Origin of the sequence: Natronogracilivirga saccharolytica, assembly GCF_017921895.1 — a bacterium.
GTDB lineage: Bacteria > Bacteroidota > Rhodothermia > Balneolales > Natronogracilivirgulaceae > Natronogracilivirga > Natronogracilivirga saccharolytica.
This window is the reverse complement of sequence record NZ_JAFIDN010000010.1, coordinates 74,143-88,661: the sequence shown is the minus strand read 5'-3', so window position 1 is coordinate 88,661 and position 14,519 is coordinate 74,143. Positions and strand designations below refer to the sequence as shown.

Here is a 14,519-nt window from a genome sequence, read left to right as displayed (position 1 = left end):
GAACGGAATGAACGAAATTACTCCGCAGATCACTGAATTTTCCGCAATCGGAATCAATCACTGGAAAGCCGACGTTGCTCTCAGGGAGAGGTTCAGCCTTTCCGGGGAACAGAAAGAGGCGTTTCTGGAGGATGCCCGTGTTCTCGGACTGAGGGATGTGATCATTGTTTCCACCTGCAACCGCACAGAAATATTTGCCCGGAATAACACGCCCGGGATACTGGTCGAACTGCTCGTCAAACACAGTGATGGCAGCAGGGAGGAGTTTGATCAGTACGGCTTCTTAAAAGAAGGCGAAGAGTCGGTCCGCCACCTGCTGCGGGTGACCGTCGGACTGGATGCCCAGATATTAGGTGACCTGCAGATTGTCAAGCAGGTAAAAGAGGCCTACGAATATACGCACTCCCTGGGTATGGCCGATGCCATGCTCCACCGGCTGATGCAGTTTGTCCTCAGAACGCACAAACGGTCACGAACCGAAACGGATCTGGCCAGCGGAGCCGCAACAACGGCCTATGCCGCCGTTCAGTTTGCCCAAAAGAGGCTCAAGTCACTCAAGGACAAAAACATACTTCTGGTCGGAACCGGAAAAATCGGGAAAATCACCTGCAAGAATCTTATATCGATGGGTGCCCGCAATGTAACCCTGCTCAACCGCAGCCGAGAACGGGCAGAAAACCTCGGAGATCGCTTTCAGCTTCCGGTTGCCGGACTCGAGGAGATCAACATCGAAATGGGGAAAGCTGATCTCGTCATTGTAGCAACCGGAGCCGACAAGCCGGTCATCGGACCCGAGCAGCTTACTGATCTTGAGGGAACCGATAAAAAAGTTGTGATGCTGGACTTGTCCGTTCCCCGCAATATTGATCCGGCCGCAGAGCAGCATCCCAATATCGAACTGGTGAATATGGACCGGCTCAACGACACCACCGACGAGGCATACCGTCGCCGGGAACGCAACATCCCCAAAGTAGAAGCGATCATCGATGAAGAGATCGCAAATTTCCGGATCTGGCTTTCAGAGCAGAAGGTGGTACCCACCATACGCGCGCTGAATGACAAGCTCCATGATATCCGCAGCCGGGAGATCGAAAAATTCCGGGCAAAACTGCCTGATTCCTCCCTTGGAGATGTCGAGCATCTGACCCGCCGTATTGTGAACAAAATCATGGCGCACTCCATCGACCATCTGAAGGACAATCACGAAGCCCCTGAGGAAATCACCCGCCTTGTAAACTCCATGTTCAAACTGGAGCCGGAGTCTGACCTTGACAACTGAGCCGCTTCGCATAGGTACAAGAGACAGTATTCTCGCGACCTGGCAGGCAAGGTACGTCCGGGAGATTCTGCTGGAAAACGGCTGGCCTGCAGAACTGCACTATATCAAAACCGAGGGCGACCGGGTTCTTGACACCCCGCTGCCGCTGATGGGCGGGAAAGGGGTTTTCACCAAGGCGCTTGACGATGCCCTGCTCAGCGGCGGGATTGATCTGGCTGTGCATTCCTTCAAGGATATTCCCACTCGCATGCCGGACGGGCTGAAGGTGGGGGCTGTCAGCCGGCGCGAGGATGTTTCGGATGTGTTTGTATCCCGCGAAAGTGCCTCCGGGGGCGCTGCCTGCAGGCAGAAAAGCGGAAATAACCGGCCTTCGTTTCCCGATGATCCGGAATACCGGGGAGTTGTTGCCAGCAGCAGCAACAGGCGGATCGGCCAGTGGCTGGCCCGTTACCCGAATTTCCGGGTGAGGGATATCCGTGGCAACATTCAGACCCGGCTGCGAAAAGTTGCCGAAAGTGACTGGGACGGGGCCATTTTTGCGGCCGCCGGACTCAAAAGACTGGGGCTGCAGCACCACATTGCCTGGAAGATCGACTGGATGCTGCCCGCGCCGGCCCAGGGAGCGATGGCGGTGATGGTCCGGTCGGAAGATGAGCGGATAAAGGATGCGGTTTTGCCGGTTGATGATCCGGATACGTCTCTTTGCACCGGCATCGAACGGGATGTGCTGCACACACTTGAGGGCGGATGCAGCGCGCCGGTGGGAGCATTTGCGGAGATCCGCGGCAGAAAGGTGCATCTGAAAGTGAACACGGTGTATCCTGACGGATCGGGGCTGATTGCTTTTGAGATGAGTGAGGATCGGGAAAAAGCGGGGGACCTTGGCAGGAGGGCGGCTGATGAGGCGCTCGGGCGCGGGGCGGACACACTGATACGGGATTTGCGGGAAGGCAGGAATTCGCCGGGTGCGTTGTGATGTTATAATAGCAGGTGGTTGCAGGGCATCCGGATAACTATTCAAAACGTATTGGAAATATTACTAACTGAGCAGGTGACGGTTGTGGTATCACAGGAAAAACCAGAAGAGACAGGAAAAAAGACGGTCATTTCTACACGGCCGCCCTCTCCGGGAGATCAAGAGGCTGTCAGGGACAAGAATGTCCGGCTGGTGTATTACCCGGCATGGAATTACCGATGGATCACTCCGCCGGAATCCAACATCACTCCCGTCATAAGAAATCCGCTGCAGCGGGTCTGGGTTTTTACCAGCCGGCGCGGCGCAGAAGGGTGGTGGCGTATTTGGAAAAAACTGGTCGAATCGGGCAGATACCCCGGCATATCGCAGGATGCTTCCACGAAGGACGATGCAGCCGAAGATGGCGGGAATGCGGATATTCCACTGCCGCGGTTCTATGTGGTGGGCAATAAAACAGAGCAGGAGGCGAGAAGGCTTTTCGGCGCCCGGAACATCCGGATGTCAGAAAAGCACAACGGGCATGACCTGGCCCGGATGCTCGTCCGTGATAACATCCGGAATGCCGTGCACTTCTGTTCGGTCAACCGCCGCCATGAGTTGCGCGATGTCTGCCATGAAAACGGCATCATCCTGACGGAACTGGAGGTCTATCAGGGATATCCCGTTACTGATCCCGAACCTGTCCGCGAGTCAGCCGACGCCATCCTGTTTTTCAGTCCCAACGGGGTATCGGGGTTCCGCAGGCTTTACGGGCTGCCCGATGGTGACTGGAAGCCCGTTGCTGTCGGCGAAACAACGGCCAGAGCTGTGCGGGAGGAAACCGGAAGAGAGCCGCTCGTTGCCCCGGAAGCAGCTTTTAGCGAGATGATAAAACTCGTATTATAAAGATTATGATTGAAAACACTTTGTATCTTAAAGCACTTGCAGGGCAGTCTGTGCCCCGCCCGCCTGTCTGGATGATGCGCCAGGCCGGCCGCTACCTCCCTTCCTATCTGGAGCTTCAGAAGAAATACGACTTTTTCACGCGCTGCGAAACACCGGAACTTGTAGCCGAAATCACCTGCCTGCCCATCGATGAAATCGGTCCCGATGCGGCAATTTTATTCTCGGATATTCTTGTAATCCCGCGTGCCCTCGGATGGCATATCGAAATGAAGCCGGGGGTCGGGCCTGTTCTGGACAACCCCATCACATCAAAAGAACAGGCGCTGGCAGTCACAAAAGCCGATGCGCTGGAAAAGCTGCAGTATGTCATGCAGGGCATACGGGCAACCAATGAACGCCTGAACGGACGTGTTCCGCTGATCGGGTTTTCCGGCGCTCCCTGGACGCTTCTCTGTTATATGATCGAAGGTCGCGGTTCCAAAGACTTTGCTGCTGCCAAAGCGTTCTGCTATGAGCACCCCGAAGCTGCCGATCATTTACTCTCTGTCCTGGCTGATGTGATCATCGATTACCTGAACGCCCAGATTGAGGCCGGCGTGCATGCCGTTCAGGTTTTTGACAGCTGGGCCGGATTGCTCGGACCCGATGATTTCAACCTGTTTTGCATGCCGCACCTCAAGCGCATTACCGAAGAGGTGAAAGGCGCCCCGGTAGTCCTTTTTGCCAAAGGAGCGTGGTACGCCCTTGAACGGCTGGCCTGGCGCACCAGTGCCGCAGCCATTTCCATAGACTGGACTGTGAGTCCGGAATATGCGCGGAAAGCCACCCGGCGCGAGGCGACCCTCCAGGGGAATTATGACCCGAGCCGGCTGCTCTCACCCGTTCCTGTGATCCGGAACCAGGTGAAGCGGATGATCGACCGTTTCGGCAAAGACCGCTATATCGTCAATCTTGGTCACGGCATACTGCCGAACATACCGGTTGACCATGCCCGCGCTTTTGTGGATGCCGTGAAATCCTACGAAACCTCCTGACCTCCATGAACATCAAAGAATCCTTCACCAGCTGGATCCATTCAGCACAGGACCGGATTTGCACCTCCCTCGAATCTGCTGACGGCAAAGCCCGTTTTCGTGAGGATCTCTGGACACGGGAGGGCGGTGGCGGCGGAAGGTCACGCGTGATTGAAAAGGGCGGATTGTTTGAAAAAGGAGGTGTCAACATTTCCACGGTTCACGGCGAACTTCCGGAACTGATCCGCAAACGATTTGATGTGGACCAGGGACAGTTTTATGCCTGCGGATTGTCACTTGTGCTGCATCCGGAAAGTCCGATGGTCCCGACCGTGCATGCCAATTTCCGTTTTTTCGAGCTGTATGAGAAGGAAGGCGGCGAAGCGGTGGATTCCTGGTTTGGCGGTGGTGCGGATCTGACCCCCTACTATATCTTCGAAGAAGATGCACGCCACTTTCATCAGTCCTATAAAACTACTTGTGACCGGTTTCATCCTGATCTCTATCCGCGGTTCAAAAAGGCCTGCGACCGGTATTTCTACAATGAACACCGCGGAGAAGTGCGGGGCATCGGCGGAATTTTTTTTGATTATCTCAGATCAGAAAAATCGCAGAATCTTGCGTTCTGGCATGAAATGACCAGGGCATGCGGCGATGCCTTCCTGTCATCCTACCTTCCCATCATTGAACGGCGAAGGGAAACCCCCTGGGGAGAGCCCGAGCGCTATTTCCAGGAGCTCCGGCGCGGCCGGTATGTGGAATTCAACCTGATTCATGACCGCGGTACCCTTTTCGGGATTAAAACCGGCGGCCGGACCGAGTCCATTCTGATGAGCCTGCCGCCCAGGGTCCGGTGGGATTACAATGTCACCCCCGAACCGGGAAGCCGGGAAGCCGAAACGACAGAGGTACTCAGAAAGCCCCGCGACTGGGTCTGATACGGCGTTGCGGCGCAGTATGACCGGACGACCCGCATCCACCGGTCCGTCCCGCAGTACATCCGCAAAGCTTCCATAAATCATAAATCCATAAAGCGTATATCCGTCAGGCGTTCCTACGAATCAACCGTCTAACCAATAAGCTTTCAAAACCGACCAGGCAACCAGATATGACACCGACAGAGAATCATTTTCCGTCCGGATTTCCCCTTTCCAGAGGCCGGAGAAACCGTTATCAGCAAAGCCGGCGCACCATGCTTGCCGAGCACCGGTTGTCCGCATCCGACTTCATCGCACCCATGTTCATAACCGAAGGTGCCGAAGTGAAAGAGCCGATAAGCTCCATGCCCGATTATCACCGGCTGTCACTGGATCTTGCGGTTCATCAGGCGGCATCCTGGCATGAGCTTGGAATCACCGCCATTTTGTTGTTCGTCATGGTACCGGATGCCAAAAAGGACAATGAGGGTACGGAGGCGCTGAATGAAAACGGGCTGATGCAGATGGCGGTAAAACGCATCAAAGAGGCCGTACCCGGACTTACTGTTATGACGGATGTGGCTCTGGACCCCTATTCCAGCTACGGGCATGACGGTGTTGTACGTGACGGCCGGATAGTGAATGACGAAACGGTTGATGTGCTCGCGCGGATGTCGGTCAGCCACGCCCGGGCCGGTGCCGATTACGTGGCACCATCGGACATGATGGACGGACGGATCGGTGAGATTCGCCTGGCCCTGGAAGCCAACGGGTTTCCGGATACCGGCATTCTGGCCTACAGTGCCAAGTATGCCTCCGGCTTTTATGGTCCGTTCCGTGATGCGCTTGAATCTGCCCCGGGATTCGGTGACAAAAAAACATACCAGATGGATCCGGCCAATGTCCGGGAGGCGGTCCGGGAAGCCCGTATGGATGAAGGCGAAGGGGCCGATATGGTTATGGTAAAGCCGGGTCTGCCGTATCTTGATGTGGTCAGAGCAGTGCGGGAGTCGGTTCGCGTGCCGGTAGCGGTTTACAATGTGAGCGGCGAGTATGCCATGATTAAAGCAGCTGCCGAAAAGGGATGGCTCGATGAGGAGGCCGCCATGCTGGAAAGCCTGCTGGCCTGCAAGCGTGCGGGCGCCGATGTGATTGCAACGTACTGGGCAGAAAAGGCGGTCAGGCTGCTTCGTGAAAGCCAGAAATAATATTTTTAGTTACTGGTTTATAATTTTCGTAATTTAAGCGGATTGGCCGTTCAGAGTAGAATAGATAATGTTGATTATTTTCCGTAGTTCTTCAGATTTGTTCCGTTGAAATTGCCAAGTTACATAACCCTTAAATAAAATTAATTGATTACTATGACGACGATTTATGTTGGCAATCTCAGCTTTAAAACAGATGAAGATCAACTCCTGGACCTTTTTGCCGAGTACGGCGATGTGAGTTCCGCAAAGATTATCACTGACCGTGAGACCGGACGCTCACGCGGTTTCGGTTTTGTGGATATGGACAGCAATGATGAGGCAGAAAGTGCCATCGACGATTTGCACGAGGCCGAATTCATGAGCCGTGCCCTTGTTGTCAACAAGGCGCGCCCCCGAAAAGAAAACAACGGGTTCCGCGGCAACAACCGCTATTAGAATTCAAAACCCGGCTGAGCAATCAGCCGGGTTTTTTTACCCTTCAGGCAGGGCTTTATCCTTCAGGCAGGGCTTTATTCATCAGAGCAAGCTTTACTTATCAGATCAGGTTTTAACTGCCATCAGGCAAGGATTTATCAAGGATCAGGCCGTTATTTTTTGCCAGCCATCAGGCCATCAGAACAATCATCATCCGGGAGTCCATTGCAGTTATTCCACCCCGACTCCATGCAGGTCATCAGGAAGATCCAGTTCGGTGTCAGGCGGAAGCACCTCAATCTCCCGCGCAAACCAGCCCGACTCTGTACGGACCATCTCAAACCGGATGACATCGCCGGTTTCTAGCTCTTCGGCATCAGACGGATCAGAAATCCGCAAGCTCATCCGCATCGCATTCATCACATCCGGGATTTCTTCATGTACCACCGAAATGGATTCCCCGCGCATATCGGTACTCAGATACCGCCCTTTTACTTCATAGATGTCATCCTGATGAATCTCGTCATCCGGCAGAGCCGCATCATTGTCGTTGCATGAAAGCAGAAGCAGCATCAGTATCAGTATGCTGCCGGTTACCGTTGTCAGTCGTTGCATATTTCCGGCTGTTGTTTGATTAATAATCCTGTTATCAATTGAAAATACATTTCGGGAAATGAAATGTGTGACATTGCATTCTGAACAACGAAACCTGACCTGCCATTCATCTAAAAATCCTATTCCCCCACAGAATGGCAACAGTCAGCGCAGACTCCGCAAACGGAAAAAGTCATATTCGTGTTGTCTCCTGTCCGGGCTGTAAGTGCTCCATTTTATTCAATATTTTTCGTATCCTTGGGCTTCATTAAACGGACATACTTTTTAAATAAATCCATCCAATTATTATGCCATATCCCAACAGTCAGAAATATTTTGAAGAGGCCGGAAAATTTATCCCGGGCGGCGTGAATTCACCTGCAAGAGCATTCAAGGGAGTGGGCGGAACACCCCTTTTCATGAAAAAAGCCGAAGGTGCTTTCATGTATGATGAGGATGGCAATGAACTCATCGACTACATTGGTTCATGGGGACCGATGATCCTCGGGCACGCCTTCCCGGCGGTGGTTGAGGCGGTCCGGAATGCCGCACTGGGTTCCACTTCATTCGGAACACCCACCGTTATTGAAAACCGGATGGCCGAACTTGTGTGCAGCCTGGTGCCGGGACTGGATAAAATCCGCATGACCAATTCCGGAACCGAAGCCACCATGAGCACCATCCGCGTGGCTCGCGGATATACCGGCCGTGACAAGGTGATCAAGTTTGAAGGATGCTACCATGGACACGGTGATGCATTTCTCATCAAGGCCGGCAGCGGTGCGCTGACTCTTGGACAGCCCAGCAGTCCCGGTGTAACCGCCGGTACCGCAAAGGATACGCTGACAGCTGATTACAACAGCATCGACAGTGTCAGAAAGCTTCTGGAAGAGAACCGGGATGAGGTGGCAGCTATTATTCTGGAACCCGTTGCCGGCAATATGGGCTGTGTGCCTCCCAAAAAAGGTTTTCTGGAAGGACTGCGCAAGTTGTGCGATGAACACGGGGTACTGCTCATTTTCGACGAAGTGATGTGCGGTTTCCGCGTGGCACCGGGCGGTGCGACGGAGCGTTACGGCGTGCAGCCCGACCTGATGGCTTTCGGCAAGGTGATTGGAGCCGGAATGCCGGTGGGGGCTTTTGGCGGAAGCGACGAGGTGATGAGCGTGGTTTCGCCCAATGGCCCGGTCTATCAGGCCGGGACGCTTTCGGGCAATCCCGTGGCCATGAGCGCCGGACTTGCCCTCCTTGGTGAGCTCAAAAAGAATCCGCATATCTACGACGACCTCGAAGCGCAATCGGCAAAGCTGGAAAACGGAATGCTTGAGGTCTTTGAAAAACACGGCATCACCGTGGCAAACAACCGCGTGGGATCCATGCTCGGCTTCTTTTTCTGCGAAGGTCCGGTAGAAAGCTTTGCCGATGTCAGCCGAACCGACACGAAATTTTTCTCCCGGTTCTTCCACAGCATGCTTGCAGAAGGCGTTTACCTTCCGCCGTCGGCTTTTGAGGCCTGGTTTGTCTCCCACAAGCACGACGATGCGGTGATTCAGCGAACCATCGATGCTGCTGACAAGGCGCTGGCATCCATGAACAAAACCGGTGAGACCCGTTGAAAAAAGGCTCACTCGCCACGGTATTTCTGGTCGTACTGATTGACCTGATCGGTTTTGGCCTGGTATTGCCGTTGCTTCCGTTTTATGCACGGGAGTTTGCGGCAACACCGGTTGTCATCGGCCTGCTTTACAGTATTTACTCCGTGGCGCAGCTGGTGTTTTCACCCATCTGGGGCAGCTTGTCCGACCGGATCGGCCGGCGTCCCATCATGCTGCTGAGCACTGCCGGGGCGGTGGCGGCTTACATCATGTTCGGTTTTGCCGAATCGCTTTTTGTGCTGTTTTTGTCCCGGCTTGTCGCCGGTGTCATGGGCGGAAACATCGCAACCGCCCAGGCTTACATTGCCGATGTCACCACAGATAAAGACCGCGCCAAAGGAATGGGACTCATCGGAGCCGCCTTCGGCATCGGCTTTGTTCTGGGGCCCGCTCTGGCATCCGGACTCATCCACCCGTCACTGCAGGAGTGGGTTGCGGCAACCGGCATGACAGGATTTGCGGAATGGATGGAAGTCCGGCGTTTCGGCCTGCCCGGATTTTTTGCGGCATTTCTTTCATTCTGCAGTTTTCTGCTCGTAATGTTTTTTCTGCCGGAAACCGTCGAGCGCTCTGCACCCGGTGAAAAACCCGCCTCTGAAACAGCATCACGCCCGAGCGTCTTCATGCCTGAATTCTGGCGAAAGCTCTCGGCGCAGCAAAAAGCCACCGGCGGACCCATTCTGTTTTTACTCGGAGCCGCATTTCTTCTTTCATTCGGCCAGGCCAGTCTCTACAGCGCATTTCCTCTGTTTGCCGAAGAAATCCTCGATATGCGGCCCGAAGAGGTCGGCATGCAGTTCTTTTACATCGGTGTCATTGCTGTTGTTGTCCAGGGCGGGCTGATCCGGCCGCTGAGCCGCTGGTTCTCAGAAACCGGCCTGTTTTTTACCGGAAATATTCTGATGACACTGGGCTTTGCTGCCATCGCTCTGTCGCAATCCGTCTCCATGCTGACGGTTTTTCTTGGAGTTATGGCGCTGGGACACAGCCTCAACCTACCGACAATAAACAGTCTGATCTCAAAGGAGGCCGGAACAGAAAGTTACGGGGCCATGATGGGCCTGGCCCAGGGACTTTCAGGGCTGGGACGGGCTATCGGTCCGACATGGGGCGGTTTTCTCTTCGGAGTGCTTGTGTTTCTCCCGTTTTTTGCCACAGCGCTGGCTTTGTGCATCACAATCTGGATTGGCTGGAAACTGTACCGGAGAAAACCTGCTACCTGAATAAATCCGGAGATGCCGGATCGTCATATGCAAAGCTGTAGCCGGTTGTTTCGCGGATTTTTTTGCTGATGATCCGTTTCCACGGTCGGGGTGACGAATCGCGAAATACCGGCGGCTCATAACCCAGGCTTTCAGCCGCGTTTACATAAACTTCCCGTCGGGTGGGATGCTCCCGGGCGCAGGCATTGAATACGCCGGAAATTTCCGGTTGCCGGATCAGGGCGCCGACGACACCGATGGCATCATCCTGATGAATCAGGTTTACAGGCTCTTCGCCATTGCCCTCTACTTCCTTGCCTGCCATGAAGCGGCCGGGATGGCGGTCCGGCCCGATCAGCCCCGCCATGCGTACTATGGCAACTATCGCGTTCAGGCCCTGCATCAGCATCCGCTCCATTGCAACCAGTCCCTTGCCGTTTTCCGTTTCAGCCGGATGCGCGTCATTTTCATCGGCATCCTGGTTTTTGAATCCATAGACGCCGGTAGAGCTGACCATGATCACGCGTTTTACAGGTGAGGCATTCAGATAGGAGATCAGCTCATTGGCCTGCTGCTGCAAGACAGCGACGCGGTTGTCAACCCGTGGCGGCGGAATGTTCAGCACAACCGTGTCCACATCGAAAAAAGAGGTGATATCGTCACCGCTCAGGCGCGGATCAAGCGTCAGGAAATAGGGTTCGATACCCGACTCCTCAAGCAGCGGGATTTTTTCCTTTGTGGTAGTGCTGCCCCGCACAAAATGGTTATTTGCAACAAGCTGTTGCGCCAGCGGAAAGCCCAGCCAGCCGCATCCTAATATACTTATTCTGTGATGAGTCATGGATTAATCCTGGTGTTTATGATGGATTCGGTCTGCAAGATCAAAAGCGGCGTTGATGGTATCGCCGACGGAAATGCCGGTGCGATAATTGCCCGACATGTAAAATCCGGGATGCTCACTCTCCGCGCGGTTTATGCGGTCGAGAAACTGCTGGTGTCCGGTCTGAAATTGCGGGATGGCTTTGGGCCAGTGCACCCTGTGACGAAAACGCGGTTTTCCCCGAAGTCCAAGCAAGCGGTCAAGTGCACCGGTAACCAGCTGCTCCTGTTCATCTTCATCCTTTCCGGCAATTTCGGGCTGACGTGTGCCGCCCAGATATGTCGTCAGGGTGACATGTCCGGAGTCGGGAGCACGGTCGGGAAACAGGGATGAGGTGAACAGTGTGCCGAGGACGGAAAATCCCTCCACGCCGGGTACTAGCACTCCGAAACCATCCAGCGGATGTGCAACATCATCACGCCGGAAGCCAAGTGTGAGCGAGGTTACAGGCGGATGCGGAATTTCTGTCACCGCCCGGATTTCTTTTGAAAGGGAGTCCGGAAGTTTGATATCGTTGAGACCATATGCCGTTCCGGAGTAGATCAGGACATCAAACGACCGGGTTGTGAGATCCGCCCCCTTTTTGTGATTTTCCCGGAAGGATAATTGCCATCGGGCCGACCGCCCGTCGGATGTGTTCGCCGGGTTTCTGATATCCGTGGTACTGATTTCCGGGGTGCTGATCTCCGTAGGCCATACATTCGTAACAACAGCATCGCCAAGCTTACGGGTTATAGCTTCCGGAAGAACCTGCAGGCCATCATCGAAAGAAAAAATGGCTGCTTTGTTGCGTGGTATCTCATCCGATCCGGCCGGTTGCCTGATGCCGCCCCTCAGCTGGCCCCATATCAGCGAGCCGTGCTGTTCTTCGAGCAGTGCAAGCCGCGGAAAAGCGTGCCGAAGCGAGAGCAGCTCCGGATTTCCGGCATAAATACCCCCGACAAGCGCGTCAATGGGCCATTTCAAAAACTCTTCACCCAGACGTCGCCGGACAAAATCCGCCAGTGTTTCATCCGTGCTGTTGCCGCGGCCGCGGAACGGTTCGCGAAGAATGCGCATCTTGGCGGACCGGCTCAGCAATGGCGTGCGGATGAGCTCCGCCAGTGAGCCCGGAACGGCAATCATTCTGCCGTTTCTGACGATATACCTTTTTTTCGCAAGATCATCCGGATAGACGCGGCGGTCTTCAAGGTCCAGCATGGAAATCAGCGATTTGATCCTGCCGGATGATTCAATAATGGTGTTCGGCCCCCATTCGGCGCTCCATCCGTCAGCAGTCCGGGTAGTTCTCAGAGCGCCGCCGGGCTGCACGGACCGTTCAAAAACCGTGACGGAATGTCCTTTATTCTGCAGTAAAAAAGCGAGGGTCAGTCCGCTGATCCCTGCGCCGATGATTCCAATTCGGGCCATAGGTTAAAAAAAGTTGTTATGCGTCGAAGGTAAGCCATTTTTCAAAACTTGACAGGTTTTTTTCGGGGATGCCGGATATTTGGTTATTTTTGCTCGAAACAACCGGACTTGCAAACACCTGTATTATTACTGAACATAGTTGACTTTGTTGACTTTTTGAAAACACATATTCGTATGAAACTCAAACCGCTTCAAGAAAAAACATTGCCGTCACTACTGAAACGGACGATTACAAATTTTCCGGACCGGCCGGCCCTGGGCTATGCAGGTGAAAAACCGACAACATACAAGGAGATGGGAGAAAAAGTATCCAGAGTTGCCTCCTATCTTCGTGAAAGCGGAGTTGAAGCGGGTGACCGCGTGGCTATTCTGAGCGAAAACAGTCCGAACTGGCCTGTCGCCTACTTCGGAATTACATCGCTCAAGGCTGTCGCCGTACCCATTCTCAACGATTTTCATCCCTCGGAAATTCATCACATCATACGCCATTCCGGTGCCTGTGCCTTGTTTGTATCCGAAAAACTGTACCACAAGGTTGAGGAGTTTGATCTGCGAAGCCTGAATGCAGTTATTCTGACGGACAACCTGTCTGTTGTGTCGCCGGACTGGAGCAAGGACCGTGTTCGCAAGCTCTATGCTGAAGGAAGCCGGGAACTGCGTCGCATAAAGCACATGGCATTGCAGAAATTCGGCATTTCGTCGGTCAACGTGGCAGAAGATGAACCCGCATCCATAATCTACACCTCGGGGACCACCGGCCATTCCAAAGGTGTGGTGCTCACCCACAGAAACATCGTATCCAATGCGATGTCGCTTGAGAATGTAGTTCAGGTCGATGAAACCGAGCGGCTGCTGTCGATTCTGCCGCTGCCGCATGTGTATGAATGTACGGTGGGACTGGTAATGCCGATGATGATCGGAGCTGCGGTATATTACGTGAGCAAGCCCCCGACAGCTCCGGTGCTCCTGCCTGCGCTCAAACAGGTCCGGCCCACGGTCATGCTGTCGGTTCCCCTGATCATTGAAAAAATGCACAAGGGGCGGATCATGCCGGAAATTCAGAAGAACCGGGCCATCCGCACCGCATACAAAATTCCTGCAATCCGAAAGATGATCCACCGCAAGGCCGGACGGAAAATGATGAAGACCTTTGGCGGTGCACTCAGGATTTTTGCCATTGGCGGGGCATCCATCGCTCCCGAAGTGGAAGAGTTTATGGAAGAAGCCGGCTTCCCTTACGCTGTGGGATACGGTCTTACGGAAACCGCGCCCATGGCTGCCGCTGCCAATGTGGGAGAAACCCGGCTTTACTCAGTCGGAAAACCGATGCCAGGAGTTGAGGTCCGCATTGATTATGACCGTAATAACCATGACGGCAGTGCCGAAAATGGCGAGAATTCAGCGGCCAGCATTACCCGAAAGAAGATGGATGATGGTGAGATCCTGGTGCGCGGACCCAATGTCATGAAAGGCTATTTCAACGATCCCGAACTTACCGCAGAAACGATAACTGAAGACGGATGGCTGCGAACAGGAGATCTCGGAGCATTCGATAAGGACGGCTATCTCTACATCCGGGGACGCCTCAAAAACATGATTCTGGGTCCCAGCGGCGAGAATATCTATCCCGAAGGCATCGAATCCGTTCTGCACCGGTCCGATTATGTGCTGGAGTCGATAGTCTACAAGCAGAACAACCGTCTCGTCGCCAGGGTCCACCTGAATTACGAGAAACTCGATGAAGAGTTTGAGGAAAAAGGACTGTCACAGGCCGAAATCAGGAGTTTCATCAAGAAACTCCTGGTTGACATCCGTAATGAAACCAATGCCAGCGTAGCATCTTTCGCAAAACTTGCAGAGGTCTACGAACAGGCCGAACCTTTTGAGAAAACACCCACGCAAAAGATAAAACGCTACCTCTATGTCAGTGATGACTGAGTAAGTGTTGTATTGCGCAGTAAGCCCGTGACGGATCAGTTATCCCTTGCGGGGTTTACATACGATGTAATCTTTAGCTGAAGTCAGGTGCAGGGGCTCATGGTCGCAGTTCCGGCTCCTGACTGCTTGTTCGTGGCTCCGCATGCTG

At 53.9% G+C, this 14,519-nt stretch carries 13 protein-coding genes; 10 read left to right on the top strand and 3 right to left on the bottom strand.

The annotated features are described in order from the left end of the window. The first annotated feature begins 7 nt into the window (after positions 1 to 7). The 7 genes from hemA to NATSA_RS12210 all read left to right on the top strand — a co-directional run bounded on the left by hemA (position 8) and on the right by NATSA_RS12210 (position 6,713). Positions 8 to 1,279, top strand: a complete 1,272-nt coding sequence (gene hemA, locus NATSA_RS12240) for a glutamyl-tRNA reductase (RefSeq protein ID WP_210512890.1) — start codon at positions 8 to 10, stop codon at positions 1,277 to 1,279. Next, positions 1,269 to 2,255, top strand: a complete 987-nt coding sequence (hemC, locus tag NATSA_RS12235; RefSeq protein WP_210512889.1) for a hydroxymethylbilane synthase — start codon at positions 1,269 to 1,271, stop codon at positions 2,253 to 2,255. Before hemA ends, hemC begins: the two co-directional genes overlap by 11 nt. 51 nt (positions 2,256 to 2,306) lie before the next feature. Next, positions 2,307 to 3,140 carry a uroporphyrinogen-III synthase gene (locus NATSA_RS12230; RefSeq protein WP_210512888.1) on the top strand — a complete coding sequence of 278 codons (834 nt, stop codon included), beginning with the start codon at positions 2,307 to 2,309 and terminating at the stop codon, positions 3,138 to 3,140. A 5-nt stretch (positions 3,141 to 3,145) separates the two neighbouring features. Further along, positions 3,146 to 4,174, top strand: coding sequence for a uroporphyrinogen decarboxylase (gene hemE, locus NATSA_RS12225; protein WP_210512887.1), 1,029 nt, complete (start codon positions 3,146 to 3,148; stop codon positions 4,172 to 4,174). A gap of 11 nt (positions 4,175 to 4,185) precedes the next feature. Continuing rightward, positions 4,186 to 5,091 carry an oxygen-dependent coproporphyrinogen oxidase gene (hemF, locus tag NATSA_RS12220; RefSeq protein WP_419539890.1) on the top strand — a complete coding sequence of 302 codons (906 nt, stop codon included), beginning with the start codon at positions 4,186 to 4,188 and terminating at the stop codon, positions 5,089 to 5,091. Positions 5,092 to 5,261: 170 nt separating this feature from the next. Further along, complete coding sequence (gene hemB / locus NATSA_RS12215; RefSeq protein ID WP_210512885.1) at positions 5,262 to 6,278, top strand: porphobilinogen synthase; 1,017 nt, start codon at positions 5,262 to 5,264, stop codon at positions 6,276 to 6,278. Positions 6,279 to 6,431: 153 nt separating this feature from the next. Continuing rightward, positions 6,432 to 6,713 (top strand): RNA recognition motif domain-containing protein, encoded by a 282-nt coding sequence (locus tag NATSA_RS12210; RefSeq protein WP_210512884.1) that lies wholly within the window; start codon positions 6,432 to 6,434, stop codon positions 6,711 to 6,713. A gap of 210 nt (positions 6,714 to 6,923) precedes the next feature. Here the strand turns inward: NATSA_RS12210 and NATSA_RS12205 are convergent, their stop codons facing one another. Continuing rightward, the gene (locus tag NATSA_RS12205; protein ID WP_210512883.1) at positions 6,924 to 7,307 is read right to left on the bottom strand and encodes a copper-binding protein; all 384 of its coding nucleotides are present in this window, start codon (positions 7,305 to 7,307) and stop codon (positions 6,924 to 6,926) included. Between the two features lie 287 nt (positions 7,308 to 7,594). Between NATSA_RS12205 and hemL the strand changes: the two genes are divergently transcribed. Continuing rightward, positions 7,595 to 8,902 (top strand): glutamate-1-semialdehyde 2,1-aminomutase, encoded by a 1,308-nt coding sequence (gene hemL, locus NATSA_RS12200; RefSeq protein WP_210512882.1) that lies wholly within the window; start codon positions 7,595 to 7,597, stop codon positions 8,900 to 8,902. Further along, a complete protein-coding gene (locus NATSA_RS12195; RefSeq protein WP_210512881.1) occupies positions 8,899 to 10,164 on the top strand; it encodes an MFS transporter in 1,266 nt (421 codons plus the stop codon). The genes hemL and NATSA_RS12195 overlap by 4 nt, the downstream gene beginning before the upstream one ends. Here the strand turns inward: NATSA_RS12195 and NATSA_RS12190 are convergent. Both NATSA_RS12190 and hemG read right to left on the bottom strand, forming a co-directional pair. After that, complete coding sequence (locus NATSA_RS12190) at positions 10,157 to 10,984, bottom strand: SDR family oxidoreductase (protein ID WP_210512880.1); 828 nt, start codon at positions 10,982 to 10,984, stop codon at positions 10,157 to 10,159. The two genes, NATSA_RS12195 and NATSA_RS12190, sit on opposite strands and share 8 nt — an antisense overlap. A 3-nt stretch (positions 10,985 to 10,987) precedes the next feature. Beyond that, the gene (hemG, locus tag NATSA_RS12185; RefSeq protein WP_210512879.1) at positions 10,988 to 12,433 is read right to left on the bottom strand and encodes a protoporphyrinogen oxidase; all 1,446 of its coding nucleotides are present in this window, start codon (positions 12,431 to 12,433) and stop codon (positions 10,988 to 10,990) included. Between the two features lie 174 nt (positions 12,434 to 12,607). Here hemG and NATSA_RS12180 point away from each other — a divergent pair, with 174 nt between their 5' ends. Next, positions 12,608 to 14,371: an AMP-binding protein gene (locus tag NATSA_RS12180; RefSeq protein WP_210512878.1), complete on the top strand. Its 1,764-nt coding sequence runs from the start codon at positions 12,608 to 12,610 to the stop codon at positions 14,369 to 14,371. Positions 14,372 to 14,519: the final 148 nt, after the last annotated feature.